The organism is Magnetococcus marinus MC-1 (assembly GCF_000014865.1).
Classification (GTDB): domain Bacteria; phylum Pseudomonadota; class Magnetococcia; order Magnetococcales; family Magnetococcaceae; genus Magnetococcus; species Magnetococcus marinus.
In genome coordinates this window covers 1939978-1966071 of the sequence record NC_008576.1, presented here as the reverse complement: position 1 = coordinate 1966071, position 26094 = coordinate 1939978, and the positions used below count along the sequence as shown (strand labels likewise).

Annotated in this window: 19 protein-coding genes; 13 read left to right on the top strand and 6 right to left on the bottom strand. The window is 54.6% G+C overall.

Going from position 1 to position 26094, the window contains the following annotated elements:
• The first annotated feature begins 139 nt into the window (after positions 1-139).
• The 9 genes from napF (at position 140) to pgl (ending at position 8011) form a co-directional block, all read left to right on the top strand.
• Positions 140-835, top strand: coding sequence for a ferredoxin-type protein NapF (napF, locus tag MMC1_RS08120; protein ID WP_320407289.1), 696 nt, complete (start codon positions 140-142; stop codon positions 833-835).
• On the top strand, positions 823-1089 hold the full coding sequence (locus MMC1_RS08115; protein ID WP_041641020.1) for a chaperone NapD: 267 nt from the start codon (positions 823-825) through the stop codon (positions 1087-1089). The genes napF and MMC1_RS08115 overlap by 13 nt, the downstream gene beginning before the upstream one ends.
• Complete coding sequence (gene napA / locus MMC1_RS08110) at positions 1086-3599, top strand: nitrate reductase catalytic subunit NapA (RefSeq protein WP_011713249.1); 2514 nt, start codon at positions 1086-1088, stop codon at positions 3597-3599. The genes MMC1_RS08115 and napA overlap by 4 nt, the downstream gene beginning before the upstream one ends.
• A 125-nt stretch (positions 3600-3724) precedes the next feature.
• Positions 3725-4495: a ferredoxin-type protein NapG gene (gene napG, locus MMC1_RS08105; RefSeq protein WP_011713248.1), complete on the top strand. Its 771-nt coding sequence runs from the start codon at positions 3725-3727 to the stop codon at positions 4493-4495.
• Positions 4492-5349 carry a quinol dehydrogenase ferredoxin subunit NapH gene (napH, locus tag MMC1_RS08100; RefSeq protein ID WP_011713247.1) on the top strand — a complete coding sequence of 286 codons (858 nt, stop codon included), beginning with the start codon at positions 4492-4494 and terminating at the stop codon, positions 5347-5349. The genes napG and napH overlap by 4 nt, the downstream gene beginning before the upstream one ends.
• Positions 5350-5358: 9 nt before the next feature.
• Complete coding sequence (locus MMC1_RS08095; RefSeq protein ID WP_011713246.1) at positions 5359-5817, top strand: nitrate reductase cytochrome c-type subunit; 459 nt, start codon at positions 5359-5361, stop codon at positions 5815-5817.
• A 68-nt stretch (positions 5818-5885) separates the two neighbouring features.
• Positions 5886-6476 carry a NapC/NirT family cytochrome c gene (locus MMC1_RS08090; RefSeq protein ID WP_011713245.1) on the top strand — a complete coding sequence of 197 codons (591 nt, stop codon included), beginning with the start codon at positions 5886-5888 and terminating at the stop codon, positions 6474-6476.
• 206 nt (positions 6477-6682) lie between these two features.
• The gene (locus tag MMC1_RS21880) at positions 6683-6835 is read left to right on the top strand and encodes a hypothetical protein (protein ID WP_160162681.1); all 153 of its coding nucleotides are present in this window, start codon (positions 6683-6685) and stop codon (positions 6833-6835) included.
• Between the two features lie 411 nt (positions 6836-7246).
• A complete protein-coding gene (gene pgl / locus MMC1_RS08085) occupies positions 7247-8011 on the top strand; it encodes a 6-phosphogluconolactonase (protein ID WP_011713244.1) in 765 nt (254 codons plus the stop codon).
• Positions 8012-8130: 119 nt separating this feature from the next.
• Here the strand turns inward: pgl and MMC1_RS19865 are convergent, their stop codons facing one another.
• Together MMC1_RS19865 and MMC1_RS08075 are read right to left on the bottom strand one after the other, a co-directional pair.
• Entirely contained in the window at positions 8131-11124 is a 2994-nt protein-coding gene (locus tag MMC1_RS19865) for a bacteriohemerythrin (protein ID WP_011713243.1), read from the bottom strand.
• A 161-nt stretch (positions 11125-11285) separates the two neighbouring features.
• Positions 11286-12158 carry a phosphate ABC transporter substrate-binding protein gene (locus tag MMC1_RS08075; RefSeq protein ID WP_011713242.1) on the bottom strand — a complete coding sequence of 291 codons (873 nt, stop codon included), beginning with the start codon at positions 12156-12158 and terminating at the stop codon, positions 11286-11288.
• A 372-nt stretch (positions 12159-12530) separates the two neighbouring features.
• Here MMC1_RS08075 and MMC1_RS08070 point away from each other — a divergent pair, with 372 nt between their 5' ends.
• Together MMC1_RS08070 and egtD are read left to right on the top strand one after the other, a co-directional pair.
• Entirely contained in the window at positions 12531-13982 is a 1452-nt protein-coding gene (locus MMC1_RS08070) for an adenylate/guanylate cyclase domain-containing protein (protein WP_011713241.1), read from the top strand.
• 143 nt (positions 13983-14125) lie between these two features.
• Entirely contained in the window at positions 14126-15172 is a 1047-nt protein-coding gene (egtD, locus tag MMC1_RS08065) for an L-histidine N(alpha)-methyltransferase (protein WP_011713240.1), read from the top strand.
• Between the two features lie 77 nt (positions 15173-15249).
• Here the strand turns inward: egtD and MMC1_RS08060 are convergent, their stop codons facing one another.
• A complete protein-coding gene (locus MMC1_RS08060; protein ID WP_011713239.1) occupies positions 15250-18657 on the bottom strand; it encodes an IscS subfamily cysteine desulfurase in 3408 nt (1135 codons plus the stop codon).
• A gap of 113 nt (positions 18658-18770) precedes the next feature.
• Between MMC1_RS08060 and MMC1_RS08055 the strand changes: the two genes are divergently transcribed.
• Positions 18771-20855, top strand: a complete 2085-nt coding sequence (locus tag MMC1_RS08055; RefSeq protein WP_011713238.1) for a molybdopterin-containing oxidoreductase family protein — start codon at positions 18771-18773, stop codon at positions 20853-20855.
• A gap of 192 nt (positions 20856-21047) precedes the next feature.
• A complete protein-coding gene (locus MMC1_RS08050) occupies positions 21048-23069 on the top strand; it encodes a hypothetical protein (protein ID WP_011713237.1) in 2022 nt (673 codons plus the stop codon).
• Positions 23070-23372: 303 nt separating this feature from the next.
• On the opposite strand, the gene MMC1_RS08045 is transcribed toward MMC1_RS08050, so the two are convergent.
• The 3 genes from MMC1_RS08045 to MMC1_RS08035 all read right to left on the bottom strand — a co-directional run bounded on the left by MMC1_RS08045 (position 23373) and on the right by MMC1_RS08035 (position 26084).
• A complete protein-coding gene (locus MMC1_RS08045) occupies positions 23373-24056 on the bottom strand; it encodes a DUF4276 family protein (protein ID WP_011713236.1) in 684 nt (227 codons plus the stop codon).
• A complete protein-coding gene (locus tag MMC1_RS08040) occupies positions 24049-25182 on the bottom strand; it encodes an AAA family ATPase (protein ID WP_011713235.1) in 1134 nt (377 codons plus the stop codon). The genes MMC1_RS08045 and MMC1_RS08040 overlap by 8 nt, the downstream gene beginning before the upstream one ends.
• 359 nt (positions 25183-25541) lie before the next feature.
• Positions 25542-26084: a YceD family protein gene (locus tag MMC1_RS08035; RefSeq protein WP_011713234.1), complete on the bottom strand. Its 543-nt coding sequence runs from the start codon at positions 26082-26084 to the stop codon at positions 25542-25544.
• Positions 26085-26094: the final 10 nt, after the last annotated feature.

Genomic DNA, 26094 nt, shown 5'->3' with positions numbered 1-26094 from the left:
AGGTTGGTTTGCCCATCTGTTTGCCTAAACCACCCTGTCCGCCCCTTTGAGCTGGCGCAAAACCGCACCAAAAGCACCACACAATCCATCATATTCTTATATTTATATCTATTTATTTGCCTTTTAAAGCAATTCGTTGATGCACGTCAAGTTTACCTCCCCTCCTCCTCCAAAAAAATGCGCCCACGCTCAAAAAAAACGAGACCACTTGACCCACATCAACTCCCCCACGCCCAACCTTGCCCACAATAACGGCAACCGACAACTGGTAATGTGGAGATGGGCATTGGCGACACCGCTACGACGCCGCGACCTTTTACGGGGTAGCTTGCAAACCCACCACCCAACCCCGCAGCGCCCACCTTGGGCTGTGGAGGAGCCCCTTTTTTTGCGTCTCTGTGACCGCTGTGATCGCTGCCTTGAGGTCTGTCCCAGTCGTCTATTGGTGCGCGGAGAGGGGGGGTATCCCCAAGTCGATTACCAACAGGGCGCCTGTGATTTTTGTGATAAATGCCGTCAAGCCTGTCGCCCCGGCGCTTTAAGCATGACGCAAACACAGCCCTGGCAGCGCAGCCCACACATTGCCCAAACATGCCTACCGCTCCGCGGTGTGGCCTGCCAAAGCTGTCGGGATGCCTGCGAGCCGATGGCCATCCGTTTTCCGCCGGTGTTAGGTGGCATCGCCCGACCCCAGGTAGAGCGTGATCGTTGCAATGGTTGCGGAGCCTGTGTGGCACCCTGTCCGGTTGCGGCACTCTCCATGATTACCACACGGAGCGATGCTCAACCCTCCGTCACGTCACTAACCGATGAGGTTGCCCCATGCACCTTATGAGCGCTGTCATTTTAGTCAAGCCCCAAGTGAGCACCGAGATCTGCCAGCAGATGATGGCCATTCCCGGTGTAGAAATCCATGCCGATGGCGGGGATGGACGACTGGTTATCACCTTGGAGAGCGATCAATTTCGCAGCTTGGCTGACCATATGGAACAGATTCGTGATTTAAAGGGCGTCCTAGACGCCACCCCCGTTTATCAATATTCGGATCCCCCAGAATCCGAGGCATTCCAGAAGGAGATGGCATCGTGAAGCTCAGCAGGCGAGAGTATATCAAAGCCCATGCCATTGCCGCGGCAGCAGCAGCGGCGGGCATGCCCGTAGCGGCCCCAACAGAGGCCCACGCAACCACCCTCGGTGGTGACATCCGTTGGGATAAAGCACCTTGTCGTTTCTGCGGAACCGGCTGTAGCATTTTGGTGGGAACCAAAGATAACCGTATTGTCGCCACGCAAGGCGACCCTGACGCCCCAGTCAACCGGGGGCTAAACTGCATTAAGGGCTATTTTCTCTCCAAAATCCCTTATGGCAAAGATCGCTTAACCAAGCCGCTGCTGCGTAAAACAGCGGGCAAGTATGACAAAAATGGCGATTTCCAAGAGGTCTCCTGGGACGAAGCCTTTGATGTCATGGCCGATCACTTTAAAAAGGCCATCAAAAAGGGGTTGGATGCCGGAAAAATGCCACCCGTTGGTATGTTTGGCTCCGGCCAATGGACCGTGTGGGAAGGCTATGCCGCCTCTAAATTGATGAAAGCGGGCTTTCGCTCCAACCATTTGGACCCCAATGCCCGCCACTGCATGGCTTCCGCTGTGGCTGGTTTTATCCGCACCTTTGGCATTGATGAACCCATGGGTTGCTATGATGATTTGGAGCACGCGGATACCTTTGTCCTGTGGGGCTCCAACATGGCCGAGATGCACCCCATCCTGTGGTCACGTTTGACCAACACACGCTTGACCAAACCAAACGCCAAGGTGGTGGTGCTCTCCACCTATCAACATCGTTGTTTTGACTTGGCAGATTTGGGCATTGTTTTCAATCCCCAAAGCGATCTGGCCATAGCCAACTTTATTGCTAACTATGTGATCGAAAAGGGCCGTTACAATAAAGCGTTTATTGAAAAGCACGTCAATTTCCGCCTAGGCAATACCGATATTGGCTACGGTCTACGCCCCACGGACGAGCGGGAAAAAAGCGCGAAAAACAACAAAAACCGCAAGGACACCATCGGCTCACAACCCATCAGTTTTGAAGAGTATGCCGCCTTTGTCAAAACCTACGATGTAGCAAAGGCCAGCCAGATTTCTGGGGTTCCTGAGCGTCAGTTAATCGAGTTAGCTGAGCTCTATGCCGACCCAGACCGCAAGATTATGTCCCTCTGGACCATGGGCATGAACCAGCACACCCGTGGCACTTGGCAAAACAACCTCGTGTATAACCTACACCTGCTCACCGGCAAAATCTCCGAACCGGGCAATAGCCCCTTTTCGTTGACGGGGCAGCCTTCAGCCTGCGGCACCGCCCGTGAAGTGGGTACTTTTTCTCACCGTCTGCCTGCGGATATGGTGGTGGCCAACAAAGCCCATCGCGATATTTGTGAGAAACATTGGTTACTGCCAGAGGGCACCATTCCCGAGAAGGTGGGCTTCCATGCGGTGTTGCAAAACCGCAAGTTGAAAGATGGTGAGCTCAACGCCTATTGGGTGATGTGCAACAACAACATGCAAGCCGCCGCCAATATCAATGAGGAGGCGCTGCCCGGCTACCGTAATCCCGATAACTTTATTGTGGTCTCTGACCCCTACCCCACGGTAACGGCGCAAGCGGCGGATCTTATCTTACCCACCGCTATGTGGGTGGAAAAAGAGGGGGCTTATGGCAACGCCGAACGTCGCACACAATTTTGGCGTCAGCAGATTCCACCCCCAGGGGAGGCCAAATCCGATGTGTGGCAGCTTATGGAGTTTTCCAAACGCTTCAAAGTAGAGGAGGTCTGGCCTGCGGAATTAATCGCCAAACAGCCCGAGCTCAAAGGCAAAACCCTGTTTGAGGTGTTGTACGCCAATGGTCAGGTGAACAAATATCCCCTCTCAGAAACCGCCGAAGGGTTTGATAACAACGAATCTACGGATTTTGGTTTCTATGTCCAAAAGGGGCTGTTTGAAGAGTATGCCCACTTTGGACGGGGCCACGCCCATGATCTGGCGGATTTTGACAGCTACCACCAAGCTCGGGGTTTGCGCTGGCCCGTGGTGGATGGCAAAGAGACCCTGTGGCGCTTCCGTGAAGGCTATGACCCCTATGTGCCCAAGGGTGAGGGGGTCCGTTTTTACGGAAAACCCGATGGCAAGGCGTGGATTTTTGCCCTACCCTACGAGCCCCCAGCCGAAGAGCCCGATGCCGAATATGATATGTGGCTTTGCACCGGTCGGGTTTTGGAGCATTGGCACTCGGGCTCCATGACCCGCCGGGTACCGGAGCTCTACCGCGCCATGCCGGACGCCATGGTCTATATGCACCCCAATGATGCCGCCAAACGGGGGCTCAAGCGGGGCATGTCCGCGCGGCTCATAACCCGCCGGGGCGAGGTGATCGCACGGGTCGAGACCCGTGGGCGCAACCGTGTTCCAGAAGGGTTGATTTTCATCCCCTGGTTTGATGCATCCCGGCTGGTTAACAAGCTTACGCTGGATGCCACATGCCCTATTTCTAAAGAGACGGACTATAAAAAATGTGCCGTTAAGGTTTTGAAAGCTTAGCTTAATAGCCTGTTAATCTAAGCGACTAAACCGCCTATAAAAAGTGCGCTAGGGGCTGCATCGTTGGGGCCCGCAAGGGGGGGTAATACCCCCTTGCGGACCACAGCCCCACAAAAGGAGTCACCATGGATGAATCCCTGCCCCCTGCCAACGCAGCCACACCCGGCGGTGTGGATCGGCGTGGATTTTTGCAGGGAGCCGCACGGGGCATTGCGGGCAGCAGTGTCTTTGCCACCCTGTTATGGAGCCAAACCAAACCGGCCACCGCGTTACCCAGCCAATCGTTGCGCCCGCCGGGGGCATTGGCTGAAGCCGATTTTTTAAAGGCATGTGTACGGTGTGGACTGTGTGTGCGGGCGTGTCCCTATCACATTTTAAGCCTTGCTCAACCGGGCGCGGCAGAACCCTTGGGCACCCCTTTTTTTCGTGCCCGCAGTGGCCCGTGTGAGATGTGTGAAGATATACCCTGCGTACCGGCCTGTCCCACTGGGGCGCTGGATCGCACACTGAAAAAGATTGATGATGCCCGCATGGGTTTGGCGGTGCTTTCGGACCACGAAACATGTTTAAATTTTCAAGGGTTGCGCTGCGATGTCTGTTACCGTGTCTGCCCAGCTATTGACAAGGCCATCACCCTGGAGATGACGCCGGATCTGCGCAGTGGACACCACGCCAAGTTTATACCGGTGGTGCACTCACAATACTGCACCGGTTGTGGCAAGTGTGAGCAAGGGTGTGTCTTACCCCAAGCGGCCATCAAAGTCATACCCATTGCGCTGGCGAAAGGGGCCTCTGCGGCACACTACCGGCTGGGGTGGGAGGAGAAGGCGCTGCATGGTGAAGCGGTGCCCAATTTGATCAAGCTCCCTATACGTCGCCCGGATGGCCAACCATGAGCCGCCGTGCAGGGGTGGAGGCCATCCGTACCAGGGGCTGGTTGGCTGCGCACAAATGGCTACTCATTCGCCGTGCGTCGCAGCTTATGGTGTTTGCTCTCTTTTGGAGTGGGCCGCTGTTGGGGCTGTGGATTGCGCGGGGCAATCTCGCCTCAAGCACTTTGTTTGGGGTGATCCCACTGAGTGATCCCTTCATTCAGTTGCAATCGTGGGTGGCGGGCCATCCCCTGGCACAAGATGCCCTGTTGGGCACAAGCTTGGTAACGCTGTTTTATATGCTGGTTGGTGGACGGCTCTTTTGTAGCTGGGTCTGTCCCCTCAATGTGGTCAGTGATTTTGCGGGCTGGTCGCGGCGCCGTTTGGGTCTACGGGGTGGTTGGCGACCCAAACGCCACACCCGCTATTTGGTGTTACTGATGGTGTTGGGGTTGGCTCTGGGCACCGGGCAGTTGGCTTGGGAGTTGGTTAATCCGGTCAGCATGGTGCAGCGGGGTTTGATTTTTGGTTTCGGGTTTGCCTGGATGGCGGTGGCAGCACTGTTTTTATGGGAGCTGCTGGTTAGTCCCCAGGGGTGGTGTGGTCGGCTTTGCCCCCATGGGGCCTTGTTTAGCCTGTTAGGGCGCTGGGCGCCCCTGCGCATTCACACCCCAACCCGTGAAAAATGTGATGACTGTATGGACTGTTATCAGGTCTGTCCGGAACCTCAGGTGATTAAACCCGCCCTCAAGGGTGGGGATGCCACCGTTCCCAGGATAGGCGAGATCAACTGTACCAACTGTGGACGTTGTATTGATGTTTGCCCCCAATCAATCTTTACATTTGGGATTAAAATTAAGCCCTCAGAAACAAGCTAAGGTGGCGCTATGAACAGTTTCGCGAGATGGATGGTAATGGGATGGATGGCCTGCTTCGCACTGCTGGGCGTGGTCTCCACGGCATCGGCTAATGAAGGCGGCGTGCAGTCCCTACGGGGCGTGCACGGTTTGGATAGCAACGCCTCGGAACCCGATTTTAAAAAATGGAATGAGGACCAAAAACCGATCAAACGGGACTATCTTCAGCAACCGCCGTTGATCCCCCACTCCGTAGAGCAATACCGCATCAATTTGCGCCAGAACCGCTGTTTAAGCTGCCATAGTTGGGAGACCTACAAACAGTCTGGGGCAACCAAGATCAGCTTAACCCACTTCCGGGATCGTTATGGCAGTGAGTTGGCGGATGTCTCACCCGGACGCTACTTCTGCACCCAGTGTCATGTGCCCCAGCGCAACGCACAACCCTTGGTGGAAAATACGTTTAAACCGGTGGATGCACTGCGCTAAGCCAATCGAATGGGTGAGCGTATAAAATCCCCATCCCTAACCGATTCCGTCTTTAAGGAGATCGCGAGATGGCATTCATCGTCTACCAGGATGGTCCTTGGGAGCGAATCAAAACAGCAGGTTTGGTGGCGTCAGCGGTGCTGGTGCTGGTGGGCATCCTCTTTTGGGGGGGCTTTCACTGGGCGCTGGAGATGACCAATACCGAAAGTTTTTGCATCACCTGTCACGAGATGCGCGATAATGTCTATACCGAGTATCAAGACAGCGTACACTACAGTAACGCCAGTGGTGTACGAGCCACATGTCCCGATTGCCATGTCCCCAAAGAGTGGTTTTATAAGTTACGGCGCAAAATCCAAGCCAGTAACGAGGTCTTCCATTGGGCCATGGGCACAGTGGACACCCCAGAAAAATTTGATGCTAACCGCCTTATCATGGCGCGCCGGGTGTGGAAAGCCATGCAGGATACCGACTCTCGTGAATGCCGCAATTGTCACGATTTTCGTTCCATGGATTTCACCAAACAAGGCCCCCGTGGCTTTGACAACCACCGCCGTGGTTTTGCAGCGGGAAAAACCTGCATTGATTGCCATAAAGGCATTGCTCACCGCCTGCCCTATGGCATGACCCGGGAAGAACAGGCGCTGGGGGGAGAGTAATCCCCCATCCCAGCCATAGAGAACCCTTTCCAAGCCGCTCCCTCACGGGGGCGGCTGCTTTTTTACCCCCCTGCATCTCTTATTAAAGCCTGATTTGACGGGCGTCACCTACAGTTCACAAAAAGTTCACTCCAGCTCAACGCCCTTATCTCTACAACGTGCTAGGCTCGAAACAGAGTTGTTCTTGATCGGTTAGGAGGTGGCCCATGCGCTCGCTCAACCATTTTGAAAAAAACCTGTTCCTTCCCCGTTGGCTCCTGTTTGCCGCCACCGCCTTACTGGTTGGCTATCTTGCCTTGAGCGAAGAGGTTTCCAATAGTCCGACCCCGCCCTTGGTTCAAACCAGTATCCAAAGGTAGCCCACATTCAGGCCGCGCCCCCCGCAGCCCCTATGTGCGAGACCCGTTAGGGTTTACAGCCTGTATAGAGTATGGGCCGTAAACGCAAAGCGTTGCGCACTCATCACCGCGAATCCATGCAGCGTGTTCGCTTTTCTCCAATGCCATGAGCCTCCCTGCATCGCCCTCTTTTCAGCACCAAACCGTCAGGCTAAGGTTGTTTGCGCCGCCTACCTTTTCTGTCATGCGCGCCACCCCCCATGGGGTGCATACTTTTTTTTATGGCTGCATATAGACCTATTCCAGCAACTGTGGCAAAGTTAGCGTTATCTTCTTTTGAACGATGCTCCCCATTGGCGATGGTTGGCCATGTTCGTGATAGCAAAAAGAGCCCTTTTACCGCCTAAACAAAGCCGTTAGGTTGAGATCCCTATGAGAGATCCCCTTACCCTTATTTCCCCCTACTCCAGCAGCGAAGAAGCTGCCCAAGTACTGGCCCAATCCCTTACCCAAGCGATGCTTGCGAAGGGGGATTGTCCCTTTCATTTGGCCATCTCCGGAGGAAGCACCCCCAAGCGACTGTTTGAAATATTGGGTATCAGCACCATTGGTCAGCGGCTACCTTGGCACCGGTTGGTCATCTACTGGGCGGATGAACGCTGCGTTCCTACGGATCACCCCGACAGCAACCACGGCATGCTCATGAGCGCCATCGGTGGGGACTTACCCCACCATGAGCTTACTTACCATCGCATTCATGGAGAGGACGCCCCCCGGCGCGAGGTGCTCCGTTACGCCCAACTCTTGAGGGATAATGTGCCAGGCACCCCCTTACCGCAACTGGATTGGATCTGGTTAGGCATGGGCTTGGATGGTCATGTTGCCTCGCTCTTTCCTGAAAGCGTGTTGGAAGAAGAGCCTCATGGTATCTGCGGTATCAGTACCAATCCTTATTCGGGGGAGCAGCGCATCACCCTGACTGAGGCGATGATCATGGCCGCCAAGCAGGTTACTTTTTTAGTGACCGGCCATGCTAAAGCTGAAATTGTGCAGAGGGTACTCACCGCCTCGGCGGCGGATAGTGTGCTACCGGCGGCACGCATCACCTACCGCCACAGCAAGGTGGATTGGTTGCTGGATATGGAGGCCGCATCCACGCTGCCCGTGGGGGAAGCCACCCCACCCCGACACCTATAAAAAAAAGCCCCAATCGGGGCTTTTTTTTATAGGCTTACAGAGCAATCTAACGGGGGCCGCCACCTTAACAGATCCATAGACGGCCTGCATGGTGGGTAATAACCCACCATGCTTTCGCCCTAATAGCCAATCTTTTTAAAGATCACTTTATCCACCTTAACAATGTGCTGGCTGAGCCAATTTTTCAAAAAGGCCATCATCTCCATACTCAGCCCTACATTGCCTTGATCAAAAGCCAATTTAAACGCTTCCAGCTTTTTAATGAACTCTCGATGGATCGATTTATGTCCATCCAACCCTGGAGCCGACTTGCTGGCCAGCAGTTCTTCCTCCCGTCTTAGGTGGTCACGGGTATAGCCATCCAGCCGGAGCAGAATAGGGTTATAGTCGGGATTTTTTTCACCGCTCCACAACTTGATATAGAGTTCGTTGATAATGTTCATCAACTGTTGGTGTTCCCCATCAATCTGGGCATTACCCGTGCTGTAGCCATCATTCCATTTCAGGAAGGTACTGCGATCTATGCTCTGCCCAAGCTGTCCCAAGTATAGATCATTGGCATGGCGAAAGAAGGTGCTGCGCTGATTGTGAAAATCGGCCATTTTGGTAAGGGCCGCATTAAAATCCTGGCGACGGGTCAGTTCAACAATTTCCCCCCCTAGGGTGTGCATAGCTTTGACCGACTGCTCCAACTCTGCCAGATTGGGGAACCAGCTTAATATGCCGCGCTGCTTACCCAACCAACGCAAAAAGGGCACCGACTCTGGTGCTGGCACAGGGGATTCGGTCAGAGGTGTCTGGCTATGAATGGCTGTCTCCAGCGCCCCCATTAGGGCCATATAGCGTTCTTTAAGATCCCGCATATCAAACAGCTCATCACCAATATCAAAAGCGCACTGAGCAGCACACAAACCATCGCTGATAGAGCGGGCCACATCGCGCAGCGCGGCAAAGTGGTTGACGTGTCCATGCATCGCCATCGCCAACCCCAAAGACTCCTCGACCTTGTCATGGAAGATGCGCGTGGTTTCATCGGTGGAATCCACCGTTTTCAGGGTTTCATCGGCAAAGTGACTGACCTCCAGCGCTTGACCAGACATCTCCTGAGCCGCCGAGGCGGCATTGGCCGATGCCGCCGCGATCTCTTGAGAGCCTGCCGCCACCTCACCAGAGGCTTGGGCAACCTCTTGAACCGCGATTTCCAACTCCTGGGCGTTGCGTGTCACCTCTTGGTTGCCGTGGGTGACCTCCTGCATGGCGTGAGCGATTGCCTGCACCGCATGATCTTGTTCTTCAACCGAGTTTGAGATCTCGGCGTTGGATTGGTTGATGGCAGTAATGGTGTTGGAGATCTCATTAACCGCACGGGTAGCTGCCCGGGTATTATCCTGAATTTCATCCACCTGGGTACCGATCATCTTGGTGGCTTCACTGGTTTGAAAGGCGAGTTCTTTGACCTCATTGGCTACGACCGAAAACCCTTTACCCGCTTCGCCCGCCCCGGCGGCCTCGATGGAGGCGTTCAAGGCCAGCATATTGGTCTGTTCGGCAATGTTATTGATAATGTCCACCACTTTACCCACCTCTTGGGCGGAGCGGGTCAGCTTTGTCATGACCTCCATGGTATGGTTGGCGTGACCATTGGCGGCCTGTGACAGGTTGGTGGCTTGAGTACACTGCCCTTTGACCCTCTGCAAAGCAGATTTAACCTCGCCAACCGCATGAGAGACCTGAGAAACGGATCGGTTCATTACCCCCAGGGATTGGTTGACGCCAGCCACGTTAGCGGTCATCTCTTCGGCGGCCGAAGCCATGGTGCTCACATTTTGGCTGGCTTGTTCGGCTGCTCCAGCGATGGTGTTCATATTTTCCGCCACCGAATTGGCCCCGTTGGTCAGGCTGCCCATGCGGCTCGCGGTACGGTTGGAGAGATCTTTGATGTTGGCAATCGCCTGGGTTAAGGAGTCGTTCTGTTCGGCCAACACATGGGAAAATTGATTCACCTTTTCCGAGTTAACCCCTAGGGTACGGCTAATGCCCAACACCTCTTGAATAAAAGCGGTCACGGTACTGGACTGCATACCGATGGTGCGGATACTAAAGGTCAAGCTATCGGCCAACTGATTGACAAAAATGGCGATTTCATCAATTTCATCAGGTTTTTCAGAAATGGTGATCCGTTCGGTCAGGTTGCCATCGGCCAGCCCCCCGATGGAGCGACCAATACGGGCCAAGCGCCGGGTAATGGTGTTACGGGTAAATAGGGAAATCAGCACCACCAACACCACGGCGGCCATGAAGGCGGTTAAAGAGAGCTTCCACACCACCGCCATGGCACCCGACTGTTCGATCCCGCCCACCATAACCCATTTAAGTGAGGGTATTTCAATACGGTGCGTCACCCAGCCTGCCAGCTTGCCAGCCATCATTTTTTGTTGCAGCGCACCCTCCATGCCAGCCGTTTTACCCACCAAACTATTATCGCCGATGACCGAGGCCACCACCTGTTCGGCCTGCAAGCCAGCAGTGAGCTCTTTGACCAAGGCCGAGATGGGTTGATAGAGCAGCAAGATACCCTCTACCCGACCCTCCACTTCCAGAGCCGCTGCGGTATAGAGGCCCCAATGGCCATTTGTCAATTGGGCCCTATGGATGCGTTTTTTATCCTGTGCCTTCATCTCGGCCAACATACTCGCCACATCAAAGGCGTAATATTGCTCAACCCGCTTACCCTCACTTAATTGCAAATAGGGCTTCCCCTTCGTGGAGGCCAGTTGGATAATGCTGTAGCGGGGTTTCGCTTGGTAGACACGCTGAAAAAAGAGGTCCAGATTGGAGGATGCCTCCGTCATGCCATCCAGGTCTTCAAAGACTAATGAGGTTAAAAAATTTTCTATATCCCGGTGAGCCTGCATCACGGCAACATCTTCACCGGTCTGTTTAACCCGCGCTTCCACCAGCTTGGCCGACTCTTTCATGGCTGTCTGTAGTTTGCCCTGCATATTCTCTTCTAACACCGTCAGCACCATAGAGCCTGACAGCCAGCCCTGTAGCAGCAGCACCAAAGAGACCAGAACAAATACCATCAATACCATTTTGACACTGAGCTTCATGGAGATACCTCAAAGACGACCAAAATCGCAGCGTGATCTCCCTCACGATCACGCCACACACAGGCCGGGTAGATTGCCGCGTCTTTACCCAACCTAATCTTTATTTGTACAAAAACTCTTCAGAGAGGGGTGCCCCCACACCCCTCTCATGAAAAGACGTTTTAAAACTTTGCTTTGATCGCTTGCCATTTTTCGTTCAAAGCCGCACCTTCGGCTAAATTGACGGTGCCTTGTGCCGAGATGATCGCTTGTCCTTCGTCACTGAGCACAAAATCCAGCACCTTTTGTGCTTCTGGATTGCTGGGGGATTTGTTCAAGGCGAGGTAGAGAGGACGAATGAGTGGGTAGTTACCCGAAGCGATATTATCCTTAGACGGGGCCACGCCGTTCAGATTTAAAAACTTCACCTCCCGTTTTTTCGCTGAGCTGATGCCATCAATCCCCAAGGAGGCCTCCGCTTTTTCAACTTTGGCTTCCAACGGACCGGTGGATTTAACTTTCAGGGAGCGGGCTTTAAATTCATACTCTTTATCGCCGAACACCTCCATACGGAACATGTGCCCAACGCCGGAATATTTACCGTCACGCGTGACCAGCACGATGCGCTTATCAGGACCACCCAGTTCGTTCCAGTTGGTAATGGTACCGTCGTAAATGGCTTTAAGCTGTTCAACACTGATATTTTCCACAGGGTTGCTGGGGTGCACAATCACCACCATGGCATCCCACGCCACCTGGGTCAGCACGGCGTTGCTCTCTTCGGGATGGACCGCCCCACCCTCTTTGAGCACTTGCCGACAGGTCCCCCCAATATCCGAAGTCCCCGCCGAGGCTGCCCGTATGCCCTGGGTCGCACCCCCACCACTTAGCTTAACTGGTATACCGGTTTTGGCCTCGTAAGCTTTAGAGATCTCCGCCATAAAGGCCAGTTTAGTAATACCACACCCTTTCCAAGTAACCTCTGCGGCGGATGCCCCGGCAGCCAACCCCAATGTAAACAACCCATAGACCCCTGCCATAACAAGACGCTTCATTTTTTCTCTCCCACACATGTGAATCAAATATTCCTAATAGTTACATCTATAGATGTAACATGTTGTGTTTTCATATACTAGCTATCACCTATACTACACGTGTTAAAGCGTAACGCCCAACAAAGTAAATCCATTTTCGCCCCTTTTTTTGTGAACAAAATGTTAACAAAACCTCTATTCAGTACACATTTTACCCATTCGCAGACCATAAAAACTCTATAATGGCAGCCTTTTTCCATGCTTATTGGGTAAACCACAAGCCCAGCGCCTGCCCATCTGTGTTGCCCCCATTCAGCACTTATCAGTTGGGGCTAAATAGCGTATGATGGCGTCATTATCCTCAACCATAAATACAACCTTGGTGACATGAGCATGGATTCTTCCCCCCAAACGGGCTCAATTCATTTAAAGCTGCATGCCCTCGCCGGAGTGGCGGTGCTTTTTTTAAGCTTTTACGGCAAACAAGTTTGCCCCTTCATTGATAAGGTCAATTTTCTGCATCTGTTTACCACCCTATCGACCATTGCTGTGGTACAAATTGGGCTACGGGTGTGGATGCTGCGCCGTTTTCATAAACCATCCCATGGCATTTCCCCAGCACGTCAGCAATTTAGGCTATCGGTCCTCAACTGGCTGGTGACGGGCGTGTTGGCCTGTTTGGTCTGTTGGCAGGTCTACGGCACCGCTTTTCACTGGAGCAGTTATCTCAAATTACTGGTGGGTTATTGGGCTTTAGGGGCTGGGCTGCTGGCGCAGCTCGAATATATCTTGCTGGAACAGCACATGCGCCGCTTCGCTCACCTTGGACAAGGTCAGGAGCGCATTACCATTCGCCTGTTAGAAGCGTTTGCCGCTTTTACCATTGTACCGGCACTGGTGATGACCCTCATCAGTTTCCGATTTGTTTATGAAGGCTATCTGGCCCGCAGCGCCGCCTTTGAGGTGCTCTTTTTGGCCATCTGCTTTGTGGGGGGCGCCCTGTTTGTGGCGTGGCACTATGGTCGCGCACTGCACCGCGATTGTACCGCGCTAACCGAGGCCCTACAACAGGTTACGCAGGGCCATTTTGGCGTGCGGGTAGACAGCTCACGGGCTGATGAGTTGGGCAGCATGGCCCAGGGCTTAAATGAGATGGGACAGGGCTTACTGTTACGGGAGCGCATCCGTGATGCCTTTGGCCGCTTTGTTAATCCTCAGGTGGCCGATGCCTTTATCCAGCGTTTTAGCCAAGGCGAGCAGGCCATTCAAATGGGCGGAGAGCGTAAAGAGATCACCATTATGATGGCAGATTTACGCCAATTCACCCCACTCTCGGAGTCGCTCCCCCCCGAAGCCCTCACCGAGCTGCTCAACAGCTATTTGAGCGTCATGGTGCAGGTTATCCAGCAGCATGGTGGTATGATTGATAAATTTATTGGCGATGCCATCTTGGCGCTGTTTGGGCTCGGCCATCATGACCAGCCCGCCCAGTTGCAAGCGGTGCTGGCTGCCCAAGCCATGCAGGTCGCCTTAGCCGATTTTAATGAAAAACAACGGGCCAAGGGGGCACCCACCCTTAATAATGGCATTGGTTTGCACCATGGCGAGGTGGTGGCGGGTTATATCGGCAGTACCGACCGTTTGGAGTTTACCGTCATCGGTCACAACGTCAACATGGCTGCCCGCATTGAGTCCATGACCAAAGCCCCCAATCCCAGCTTACTTTTCTCCCAATCGGTGGCCGATGCGGTGGCCCACACCCTGCCTGTGCGGCAAGTCACCATCGCAACGTTAAAAGGCATTTCCGAGCCAATCCCCCTCTACACCCTAGCGGATCCCCAATAATGCCTTTAATGATGACTTTTCGGTAACAATTCAGGGCCATTTTTCACTCCCTGGTTGACGTAGGAATGCCCATCCTTAATTATAAGGTTCCCAAGCAGGGATCTTCATACGGATCTGCTATTTTATGAACAAGGCCTTATTTTATGGATACTCAGCACGACGCCGCCACCCACGGTTTTACCGCACACGCTTTGCGGGAGCTTAGGGCGCAACGCCCCCCGCAATATGGCACGATCCGGGGTTTTTATGATACCCACCCCACTTTAGCGGAACTCAAGGCCGAAGTGCTGCAAGGTCTGGCCTGTACTCCCAAGCAGATTTCGCCCAAATTTTTTTATGATGCCCAGGGCTCAAGACTGTTTGATGCCATTACCCAGCTGCCCGAATATTACCCCACCCGAACTGAAATCGAGCTTATCCGCCACCATGGTGCCGAGATGGCTCAATTGGCCGGCACAGGCTCGGTGTTGGTGGAGCTTGGCAGTGGCAGCAGTCTAAAGGTAAGGCTGCTGTTAGAGGCTTTAAAACCTGCGGCCTATGTCCCCATAGATATCTCCCGCCAACATTTGTTGGAGTCGGCAGAATCTCTCGCCCAGAGCTTTCCTGACACAGCCGTTTTCCCCGTTTGTGCCGACTATTCTAAGGATTTCCATCTACCCGCCATTGAAGAGGATGCCCCAAGGCTGGCCTTTTTCCCAGGCTCAAGCATCGGCAATTTTGAACCCCAGGATGCGATGGTACTATTGGAGCGTATTGCCAAGCTGCTGGGTCCGGGGGGTGGGTTAATCATTGGGGTTGATCTGCCCAAAGATCCCGCTGTACTGAATGCCGCTTATAATGATGCCCAGGGGGTTACGGCTCAGTTTAACCTTAATCTGCTCACCCGCATTAATCGCGAGGCTGCGGGCCATTTTCCCTTAGAAAACTTTACCCACCATGCCTTTTTTAATGAAAGCCTCAGCCGTATCGAGATGCACTTAACCAGTATTAAGGATCAGACTATCCCCGTTGGGGGGCGGCATTTCCAGTTTGCCAAGGGTGAGCGCATCCATACGGAGAGCTCCTATAAATATGCCGTTACCGCTTTCCGGGATCTGGCAAGCCGTGCCGGTTTTCACTCCGAGGCGCTTTGGATGGATGCCCAACAGCGGTTTAGCGTCCATTTTATGCGGGTGGGTAAAAGCAACTAAGGCAGAGGGACAAACGACCGACTGGAAAAAAAGGGGGGGTGGAAGGGGATTTCCACCCCCCCCACTTCTGTATGGCACTATCGACAACTGACAAAGCGGATGCTACCCATGGTGTCGGCGAGGGTCTCCTTAAACAGCGCCAGCAGCCGTTCCAGCTGAGCGAGGGTCGTTCCAGAGCCTAGCGAAAAGCGCACCGAACAGTGGGCATCGGCGGGGGAGATCCCCATGGCCAACAGTGCATGGGAGGGGTCGGGATTGCCCGACTTGCAGGCTGAACCCGAAGAGAAATAGACACCCTGCCGCTCCATGACCAACACCAACGACTCGCCCCGGATGCCCGGCAGGGTTAGATTAAGCGTATTGGGCAGGCGATTGTGTGGGGGGCCATTGCGTTTGGCACCGGGCACCAACGCCAGCAAGCCATCCTCCAGCCGATCCCGCAGTTGCGCCAGCCGCTGGGCCTCGCCATGGCGCAGGGCGTGGTCGGCCCGCTCACACGCCTTACCAAAGCCCACGATCCCTGCTACATTCTCGGTTCCTGCCCGCAAGCCCCACTCTTGGCTCCCCCCTGCGATGAGGGGTTCGATCTCCACCCCCTTACGCAGATAGAGCGCCCCTACCCCTTTGGGACCATGGATTTTATGGGCGGATAGGGAGAGCAGATCCACCCCCAGATCATCCACGTTAAGGGGGATTTTACCCAGCGCCTGCACCCCATCGCTGTGAAACAGCACCCCCATGGCGCGGGCCTGGGCCGCCATGGCCTGGATGGGTTGCAGCGTGCCGGTCTCATTATTGGCGGCCATAATGGAGACCAGCGTGGTCTGGGGGGTTAAGGCGTCCACATAGGCGTCCTGATTGACCACCCCTTGGGCATCCACTGGCAGATAGGTAATCCGGTGACCCTGCCGCGCCAGCGCGGCGCAGCAGGCCAAAATCGCGGGATGTTCCACCGCACTGGTAATGATATGGCAGGATTGACCAGGGTAGCGAGCCACCACCCCCCGCAGCGCCAGATTATCTGCCTCGGAACCCCCACCGGTAAAAATAATACGGCGAGCCGTAGAGCCCAACAGTTGCGCCACCTGACGGCGGGCCGCTTCGACACCATGGCGTGCCTTGACTCCCAAACCGTGAATGCTGGAGGGGTTGCCAAAGGCGCTTTCCAGATAGGGGCGCATGGCCGCAATCACTGTCTCATCCATGGGGGTGGTGGCGTTGTGGTCCAGATAGATCACCTGCTGTACGCCAGGGGTGTCCGCCAAGGTTGGCCCACGGTCAGGCTCCTCAATCTCCATAAACTGGGCATCTGCATCAGCCGCTTTACGGATTTGGCAGAGCAAGGTTTTGTAGATGGGAAAGCCGGAAATGGGATCGTAGTGTTCAGGATCGGTCAAGGCATTCACATTGCAAGCCTGCCACGGCGCTGGACCCACCGGCCCACCCCCGCCCATGTTGGCATCCACACTCCCCTTTACAATCGCATCGGTAACACGGGCTCGGTATTTCACCTCACCACGGGGGCTGCTCACCCATACCCAATCCCCATTTTGGATGCCCCGTTGGGCGGCATCTTCGTGGTTCATGGTCACCCTAGGGTCGGGCTGTTGCTCGGCCAAGCCCTTAACCCCATGGTGCTGACTGCGAAAATCGTAATAGGTGCGGGCACCGGTGTTCAGCACCAAGGGAAAGTGGCGGGCCAGATCGGGACGCGCCAACGGCCCCTCCTGGGGCTCTGTGTAGACGGGCAAAGCGTCGTAGCCATGCTCGACCAATAGGGAAGAGGCGATCTCAAACTTTCCGCTTGGGGTGGCAAAACCGGGTTTACCATCCTCCCGCAGCCGCCCCTTTTCCCATTTTTTATACTGCATCATCTGGCTCTCAAGCTGCACCACCCCACCGGCTGCCTGCACCTGCTCTAAGGTAAAGCCGCTGCCCTCCAGCGCCCGTTCTAAGATTGCCGCTTCAGTTTGGGGGTAGAGGTGCCCATAGCCCAAACGCTGCGCCAGTTCCGCTAGGATAAGAAAATCATTCCGCGCCTCGCCCACCGGCGGTACCAACTTTTCCCGTATGGCGAACATTGGTCCATAGCGCATAAAGGAGCGGCACTCATAGAGGGTGGTAGCAGGTAGTACAATATCGGCATAGGCCGAATCGGCGGTGTGGTAGCGGTCGATCACCACCAAAAACTCCAGTGCGTTCAGGGTACGTTTCCACAATTCCGGATCGGGCCAGGAGGTGATCAACGATCCCCCCAAGACAATCAGATCGCGCACCTTATAGGGGGTACCTTGCAGCACCGATTGGGGCAGTGCAATGGCGTGGGATTCGCCCCGATAGGCCGAATAGACCGGAAAACGGTCCCGCCCAAGGGCTTTATCCGCCCCGGGGTTTTTAATCAGGTGTGTGCGATTTTGCGGAAACTGGTTCTCCTTCATGCGGATCAGCAGCCCCCCGGGTACATCCAGCTGACCGGCCAGCGCCCATAGGGTAAACACTGCGCGGATCGCCTGCACACCACTGTCGGAATACTCCAAGCCGGTATACATCACCGGGCAGGCTCCTGCCGCGTTGGCAATTTTACGGGCGATGTTGCGCACCTGTTCAGCGGGCACGCCGGTGATTTCGGCCACCACATCCGGGTGAAAGTGCTGCACATATTGCGCAAGCTCCTCAAACCCTAGTGTCCAATTTTTCACAAAGTTTTCATCGTAGAGTTCCTCTTCGATGAGCACATGGATCATGCCCAGAGCCAAGGCACCATCGGTACCAGGGCGGATGGGGTACCACTGGGCATCGGCCTCGACACAGCTTTCGGAGCGGCGCGGGTCGATCACCAACACCTCGGCCCCCCGCTGTTTGGCCGCCAAAATCTGCCCATGGGCCATGGGGGGGGAGTCGGTGGCGGGATTGGCTCCCCATAGGACAATAAGTTCAGATTGGGGCAGGTCGGTCTCTAGGCTGATGAGCATCTCCCCAAAGGTGACATGGGGGGCGATCATGGCAAAAGAGACATAACAGAGCGCCCCCACCCCTAGGGTGTTGGGCGAGCCAAAGGGAAACAGCACACTGCTGGCCGAAGAGACCGCCACATCCGCCGGTTGAAACAGGTCGCACATGGCCATATCAAAGCTGCCCCGACCGGTATAGATGGCGGTGGCTTCGGCACCATGTTGGGCTTTAGTCTGTTGTAAGCGGCTGGCGATGGTGGCCATCGCCTCATCCCAGGAGATGGGTTCAAACGCATAACTGCCCTTGGGGCCAACCCGTTTAAGGGGGGTTTGCAAACGTTGGGGATCATAAACAATATTGGGGGATTTACGCCCGATACGACAGATCATACCCAGGGGATGGTCGGGTCTGGGCTCTACCGCCACCATGGTTTCACCCGCATAGTGGACCCGCACCCAACACCCAGCGGGGCAGATACCACACATACCATCACGGGATTGGGAGGAAGAGGTTTGCAGAGGCGATTGAGACATGGGAACCTATCCACTTGCTGTTTATCCAAAGGCTGGGCACACTCTAGCCTATACAAGGGGCCATTGACCACCGGCCCAGACACTTTTAAACCGATGCACACGGGAAAAGTTCCATGATCAAGCCAGGCCCGCAAAAAACCACCTGCTACCAGTGTGACATGAACTGTGCGTTTGATGTCCACTATCAAGCCGACGGCAGCTTGGAGCGACTTACCGGTCCCAGTTGCCCACGGGGTGCGGTGCAAATGGAGATGCAGACCCACCCCGAGCGGCTACGTACCCCCTTAAAGCGGGTGGGGCCACGGGGTGGCATGAACTTTGAGCCCATTGGCTGGGACGAAGCCTTGGAGATCTGTGCCAGCCAGTTGGATGCCATTCGCCAGCGAGACGGGGCAGAGGCGTGTGCCTTTTTCAGCGGCTACACCAAAGAGGCCAGACCTCATTTGCAACGGCTGGCCCATCTTTTTGGTTCCCCCAACTATATGACCGAATCGGGCTGCTGTTTTACCGCGACCCTGGTATCGGAACAGCTAACCTACGGCTACCGGCTTAAAACCTCCAGTTTGCAAGAGGCCCCAGAGACCCGCTGCCGCCTGATCTGGTCCACCAACCCGGTACACTCGGTGCTGCCCTATGGCGAGCACCCCATTATTCGCCCCAAGCCAGGGGTCAAGACCATTGTTGTGGACCCTCGGTATACCGAAACGGCTCAGCGCGCCGATCTCCATCTGCCCATCCGCCCTGGTACCGATGGCGCATTAGCCCTCGCCATACACAACCAGCTGTTTGCCAACGGCTGGGCTGATGAAGCCTTTTTGGCCAAGTGGGCCAATGGCATTGAGGCCTTTAAGGCCTATGTTAGGGCGTTTACCCCCGCCCGGGCCAGTGAGATCTGCTGGGTACCCGAAGCGGATATTAAACAGGCTGCTCAGTGGTACGCCACCCATGGCCCCGCCCAACTGGTCTTATCGGCCACCTCCACCACCCAACACAGCAATGGTTTCCAAAACCATCGTGCGGTCATTTTATTAGCCGCAACGGCGGGTTATGTGGATATCCCCGGTGGCAACCGCTTTTTTATCGACAAGGTGGTCCCTAAGGGCATTGATCTGTTTAAGGAGCTTATCCACACCCTGCCCCCACGGGTGGGACAAAAGCGCTTTCCCGTCTGGAGCAACCGCTACCCAGCGGCCCACAGCATGCTGCTGGGCGAGGCCATTGAAAAGGGTGACCCCACCCCCATACGCGGATTGTTTGCCTTGGGCATAAACCCCATCATGTGGCCAAACACCGACCGTTTTATGCGTGCTTTGGAAAAATTGGACTTTTTCTGCATGGTGGATTTCTTTCACACACCCGGCAGCGTGCTGGCGGATCTCATTCTACCCGCCGCGACTTCGTTGGAGCGCGAGGCTCTTATTACCGCCAGCAGTTGTCAATACCGTGGTGTGGTGCAGCATCGGCGGGTGGTAACGCCACCCCAGGGCGAGGCCCGCCCCGATGCGCAAATTGTGCTGGATCTTGGCTGTAAGCTGGGTATGGCAGAGCAGTTCTGGCACGGTGATCTGCACGCCAGTATCGAAGAGCAAGCCCAGGGGTTGACCCCCCATCTTTGGCAACGGGTGCAGCAAGAGCCCGGTGGCCTGACCGTATTTGGTACCGCGGTTATGGATGACGATGTGGATGAGGTGACGGAAAAACTCTATGAGGTGAGGGGCTTTCCCACCCCCAGCGGCAAGATTGAGTTTGATGCCGAGGAGTTGCGTCAGGCGGGTTATGATGGGCTACCCACCTACAAAGAGCCGGTGGAGAGCCCCCTTGCTACCCCCGCTTTGGCCCAAGCATACCCCCTGGTGCTCACCACGGGGGGGCGGTCGGTGGCCTACACCCACTCACAACAGCGCCGCTTTGCCTCTTTACTGGCGCGAGATCCCCTACCACGGGTGCAGATCCACAGCCATGAAGCGGCCAAACGGGCCATTGCCCATGGTGATACAGTCACCCTCTCCTCACCCCGAGGGGCCATTACCATGGTCGCCCAGGTTGATGACACCATCCGTCCCGGCATTGCCCATGCCTATCATGGTTGGGCCCAGGCCAATGTCAACCGCCTGACCGAGGATGATCTTTCCCTTGATCCCATCAGCGGCTTTCCGGCCTTTAAATCTTCGCTCTGCCAGATTGCCAAGGCCGACTAGCCGCCGCAAACGCCCCCTTAACCATCCAGCCACCGGTTAAGGGGGCTCCTGGGCAATCCCCCCTAGCGTGCCCCCCTTCCCTTCGCCCTGGTGCGGGCTTAACCATTGCGCCAGAGCACAATCCTATGCATAGTTGGCACGGGTCATCTTGGGCAATCCCCACAACCAAACAGGCCGAGAAAGCAAACCACTATGGCTGGCAATCCGCAACCACACGAAAACCTCTCATGGGGCATAACCCTATTGGCCGTGCTGCTGCTGGCTCTATTATCGGTGGCGCTCAATCTCTATTTTTGGCAACCCCCGGTGGGCTCGGATGATCTACACTATTTTCAGCGGGCGATGGGGGCATTACCCCTCACCCAAGAGCCGGTTCAGCATGGTGCCCTACGTCTCTTTTTAACCCTGTTAATTCAACTGCCCAACCTATTATTAGGGCATGGTTACACGCTGGAAGCCTTTTATACCGCCATCGGTTTCCAATCTGTGCTGGGATTTTGCGGGGTGGCCCTGTTTGCCTTTGCTGCGGCACCCAGTCGCACTGCCGCCCTGCTCACCCTGCTGTTTTGGGTCACCAGCTATGCGGCGCTCCTCACCCAAGCCAAGCTGGTACCCGATGGCTTTGGCACCGCCATCGCCTTTTTTGCCACCGGCCTACTCTATGGGCTGGCCCTGCGCTGGCCCGTGTCACCCACCAGCCACCTGTTTCGACTAGGGGTCATGACGGCGGGCTTACTGCTGTGGGGGGCATTTTCCATCCGCGCCACCTTTGCCCCTTTTATTCTCAGCGCTCTGTTATTGGGCCTTTTTAGTTACCATCGCCGCTATCTTATGCCCTATCTGCTGTTAGGGCTGCTGCTGGGCAGCGCCATTGAGCTCTTTGCCCTGTGGCAGATTTTTGGTGATCCGCTCATTCGTCTGCACACCCTGCTTGGTTATGGCACAGGCGGCATCGAGGGCACCATCTTTGCCCAACAAGACCAAGCGTCCCTCTCCACCGGTCAAGCTCTATGGTTGTTGGCATTGCGTTTTCCAAAACTGCTTTACAACACGGGCTCAGCAGAAGTTTTTTTCTTTTTATTTGGTGGCTTAGGAACTTTAACATGGCTGCTACGCCGCCCAGGCCGTGCGCCATTAAGCAAGGCTATGTTGCTGCTGTTGGGTTTTGGCGCCCTCGCTTTTGCGGTAAAGGGTGGCGATTTTTCCCGCCCTTATCTGCGGGAGAGCCTTCGCTACTATCTGCAATGTTTACCCCTTTTTCAATTAGCCACCGCAGAATTGCTATTACTGGCAACCCCGTGGTTACTGAACCGTTGGCACCCCCGCATCGGCTTTAAGCCTGCGACCTTGGCTACTTTCGCGGTTGCCATGGGATTGATTGGGCTTAACCTGTGGACGCTCAATCAATCCACTCATCTGGCGAAAAATGGTAACACCGGCCAGTTGACCATTCTGCACCGCCTCAACCAGTTACCCACCCCCCCAAACCCCACCCTCTATGGGGATGGTACCAACCTGTTTCCGCTGTTTTTCCCAGCGGGCAGCCCATGGCAGCATCAAAAACAGTTTACCCAGCATAGCCAACCGGGTTATTTGCTTATCGACTGGCGCAAACGTAACTATATGCTTAAGCTTGGTTATGCCTATGGCAAAAACACCCACCAGCTCTATGACACCATCGCCCACTCCCCCCATCTTTACCGCCACCAAAGCGGGCGCTGGCTTTACGATCTTTTTTTGGTAGAGATCCCCCCCATCCAGCGGGCCAGCACCCCCCTACCCACCGATGGTTTTACCCTCACCGATGCCAAAGGCGAGCAAAGCCCTTGGTCGCAGCCCTTGCAACTTACCCAAAACCAGTCGGTTCACGCTTCGGCCCTGGCCATTGCCCTGCCTGGGCAACAGCTACTGCGCCTCCATTTTCGCGCAAAAACCCACATGACCTCAGCCACCCTCCAGGTCATGTTACGCTACACCCACGCCGATGGCCAAACACACCAGCAATTTATGGGGGAGTCGGTAGCCGACAAAACGTGGCACGATTTTTCCCTCTGGACCTACCTACCCGTGGCAGGCCACAGCCCCGATCTCTTGCTCAAGCTCAGCCATGGCTCAGCGGAGATTCAACTGCAAGCCCTGGAGCTTTTAGAACGCCACCCTCTAGACCAGCTGGAGAACAATCAACCTCAGTGGCAAAGCACCTGGCAGCCCTAAACACGAGCGGATCTTTCCAAGCAAACCGGTGAGCATAAGGTGGGCGGCCCAAACACCAAGGCAGCCCAACCTTGGCCTACGTCATACAAAAAAAAGTGGGCCTGTTTGCCCCCCACACTGCACACTGTGTTTGATACAGAACAGACCAATTTGTATGAAAATGAGCTTACCGGGGCTTCGCCCCAGACCCCACGGGGGCTTCGCCCCTCGACCCCACCAGAGGCAGCGGCCCCTGGACCCGCAATACTCCATAAAAAAAGAGAGCACATCGGCCCCCTACCCTTTTTTATAGCCTTCGGTAAGTTAATCCCCCCTTTGGATCTTTTCAAATGTCGCTAACCAGCTATCAAAAAGCGGGCATTTTTGGCGTATTTTATCAATGCCAATCTCTTCGGCCACCGAAATTCCTGTCGTTGTCTTGAGAAACTTTCTAGTTCCGCACCAATCATCCAGTCGTTTAGAGGGAGCGGTCTGGGGACTATTGTTGATCGCCTCGGGAGATCCACATGCTGAAATAACCTTCGAAACGACAGAGACATCTTTGCCCAAATACTTTGCAAGGATAGCCGCATCGCTAAACAGCAACGCCTCGAACTCATGAACCGCCACAAAAGGTATAAATCTTCGTTCTACCTGTTGCGCTGCAAAAAGCGAAAAAACCTCTAACTTGGTCGCCTCATTGATCGTTTGCGCAATGACGGCGGGAGGAGCCTGTGCTGGCACGTCATCAAGGCCCGGCCACTCTTTTGTTCCATAATAATCTATCAGCGTTGTCACATAGGTGTCCGGTCGTTGCTTAAGGTGGATACCCAGATCCCCCTTAACCCGAGAAAAACGAACATCTCCACCCTTTTGCCCGGGCTTGGAACACTGTTGCGCATGCATGTAGATTTCTTTACACCCAAGATAAGGCGCTAAAATTTTTTCTATAAAGAGCTGTTCCGTCTTCCCTTCAACAAGGGCGTAAACCTCAATAAAATCACTCATAAACCGGACCTCCAACAATCACGTTTTTGGTCCAGAGTTCCCCAACTGAATACGCTTCCAACCAAGCTGTGAACGCCTCTTCTTTCAGACGCTGGAATGTTGATGCGCCATCTTTACGATTGACAACGATAATATCTTCAATACCAAATTGATCAATCAATGCAGGGGATTGTGTCGCCACAATGACCTGAGTTCGTTTAGCTGCTGCCTGAATCAACTCCGCAAGAACCACGATTGCAGCAGGATGTAGACCCAATTCCGGTTCATCAATGATAATGGTAGAAGGCGGTCTCGGTTGCAACAGTGCCGTGGCAAGGCAAATAAAGCGGATGGAACCATCTGAAAGATGGTAAGGCTGCATGGGGAAATCCGATCCTTTCTGGCTCCAGCTTAGACGGACTTTTTCAGCCTCACCCAGTTTCTGCACATCGAGTCGGAAGTCATCAAAAAAAGGCATGACTAAGCGGACTGCATCCACAATTTGCTTATAACAATCTGGAAAATAACCATCATTTTTAAGGCGCAGAAGAAATGGTGCAATATTCGCAGCATCGCCTCTAAGATTTTGATCATCCTCAATGATCTCTGAACGACGCATCGACGAAGTGGCGCTGGTATCATGAAAGTGGTAAACCATCCAATGCGAGATGGCATCATAGACAAAATGGCCTATTCCACTCCCCGCTCCACGTGAGGCTCGCTCATTACGCTCATCATATAAACGGCTTTCTTCCGATGCGCTGCCGTATGAACGCCAATTATTCGTTAAATAATTTCGTTCTTCACAAATCAGGAACTTTTCGTCCGCTGTTGGGGTAAGCTCAAACCTATACCAATTACTCCCCTTTGCATGATTACTACGCGATGCAAACTCAAACTGCATGTTGATCTTTGGGGTAACTTTGGGACCATTGAAAAGGAAAGAGTCCGCTCCACCACGCTCAAGAATAAACTTACTGAAATTTTTCTGTGTCATCGCCATCAGCATACGAAAGATCTGTACAAAATTACTCTTCCCCGCGCCGTTCGCACCAATAATCACATTAAGGTTGCCTAACTCAAATTCATTAAGATCCTTGATGGATTTAAATCCCTTTACGGTCAATGTCTTTAAAGCACCCTGCATAGCACGAGTCCCCTGAAAAAAGCCGGTATGGGCTTGTCTGCCTACCACGAACATTCGACCGTTGCATAGGCGAATCCTGCCAAACGGCCCTAAAATCTATTCTGATCCGAGAAACACCCTAGAAATAGTACCCGACCACCGTCGCCCATCAAAGGGGGGGCGCGTCTCGCTCCCCAGGATAACCCTCGCAAGGGGCACAAACAAGCTTACCGGGGCTTCGCCCCAGACCCCACGGGGGCTTCGCCCCTCGACCCCACCAGAGGCAGCGGCCCCTGGACCCGCAATACTCCATAAAAAAAGGGAGCACATCGGCCCCCTACCCTGCCTAACAACGGGGAGCCATGGCTCCCCGCTTACAATCACTTCAATTTGAGCAGCTTCAACGCCGCAAAAGGGCTATCCTGGGGTCCATCATCGCAACCACACGGACCCTCATTCAAATTGGCCCCACACTGCGCACAAATCCCCTTACACCCCTCCCCACAAAGGGGCACCATGGGCAGATGCAACAACAACTCCTCATCCGCCAACGGCGCAAGCGTAAAGAGGTCATCCTCTAAATAGACCGTCTCATCGGTCACCGCCAACTCACCCATACTGCCGTTGTTGGGATCCACCCCCGTGGCGTACCAACGCTCCACATCCCCCTCCAACAGACGCTCAAAATCCACCAAACAGCGGGAGCAGTTCATAGAAACCGTGGCCGTCACTGTGCCGGTCACATGCAGCTTGCCTCGTTCAATCTGAGCCTTTAAATCACAGTGAGCATCCTGCACCTGCGTGGTCTCCACCGCCTCTTGCAGCCCCTCCAACAAGACCGCAGGTACGATACCCTGATAGTGCCGCACATGATGACCCGCCGCACTGATGGGCAGCTTAATATGACTGAGATCCTTATCCATGGGGACGCGC

Bases quoted from the DNA above. Each gene is read 5' to 3' on its own strand.
- napF (WP_320407289.1), top strand. From the start codon at position 140: ATGCACGTCAAGTTTACCTCCCCTCCTCCTCCAAAAAAATGCGCCCAC.
- MMC1_RS08115 (WP_041641020.1), top strand. From the start codon at position 823: ATGCACCTTATGAGCGCTGTCATTTTAGTCAAGCCCCAAGTGAGCACC.
- napG (WP_011713248.1), top strand. From the start codon at position 3,725: ATGGATGAATCCCTGCCCCCTGCCAACGCAGCCACACCCGGCGGTGTG.
- napH (WP_011713247.1), top strand. From the start codon at position 4,492: ATGAGCCGCCGTGCAGGGGTGGAGGCCATCCGTACCAGGGGCTGGTTG.
- MMC1_RS08095 (WP_011713246.1), top strand. From the start codon at position 5,359: ATGAACAGTTTCGCGAGATGGATGGTAATGGGATGGATGGCCTGCTTC.
- MMC1_RS08090 (WP_011713245.1), top strand. From the start codon at position 5,886: ATGGCATTCATCGTCTACCAGGATGGTCCTTGGGAGCGAATCAAAACA.
- MMC1_RS21880 (WP_160162681.1), top strand. From the start codon at position 6,683: ATGCGCTCGCTCAACCATTTTGAAAAAAACCTGTTCCTTCCCCGTTGG.
- pgl (WP_011713244.1), top strand. From the start codon at position 7,247: ATGAGAGATCCCCTTACCCTTATTTCCCCCTACTCCAGCAGCGAAGAA.
- MMC1_RS19865 (WP_011713243.1), bottom strand. From the start codon at position 11,124: ATGAAGCTCAGTGTCAAAATGGTATTGATGGTATTTGTTCTGGTCTCT.
- MMC1_RS08075 (WP_011713242.1), bottom strand. From the start codon at position 12,158: ATGAAGCGTCTTGTTATGGCAGGGGTCTATGGGTTGTTTACATTGGGG.
- MMC1_RS08070 (WP_011713241.1), top strand. From the start codon at position 12,531: ATGGATTCTTCCCCCCAAACGGGCTCAATTCATTTAAAGCTGCATGCC.
- egtD (WP_011713240.1), top strand. From the start codon at position 14,126: ATGGATACTCAGCACGACGCCGCCACCCACGGTTTTACCGCACACGCT.
- MMC1_RS08060 (WP_011713239.1), bottom strand. From the start codon at position 18,657: ATGTCTCAATCGCCTCTGCAAACCTCTTCCTCCCAATCCCGTGATGGT.
- MMC1_RS08055 (WP_011713238.1), top strand. From the start codon at position 18,771: ATGATCAAGCCAGGCCCGCAAAAAACCACCTGCTACCAGTGTGACATG.
- MMC1_RS08050 (WP_011713237.1), top strand. From the start codon at position 21,048: ATGGCTGGCAATCCGCAACCACACGAAAACCTCTCATGGGGCATAACC.
- MMC1_RS08045 (WP_011713236.1), bottom strand. From the start codon at position 24,056: ATGAGTGATTTTATTGAGGTTTACGCCCTTGTTGAAGGGAAGACGGAA.
- MMC1_RS08040 (WP_011713235.1), bottom strand. From the start codon at position 25,182: ATGCAGGGTGCTTTAAAGACATTGACCGTAAAGGGATTTAAATCCATC.
- MMC1_RS08035 (WP_011713234.1), bottom strand. From the start codon at position 26,084: ATGGATAAGGATCTCAGTCATATTAAGCTGCCCATCAGTGCGGCGGGT.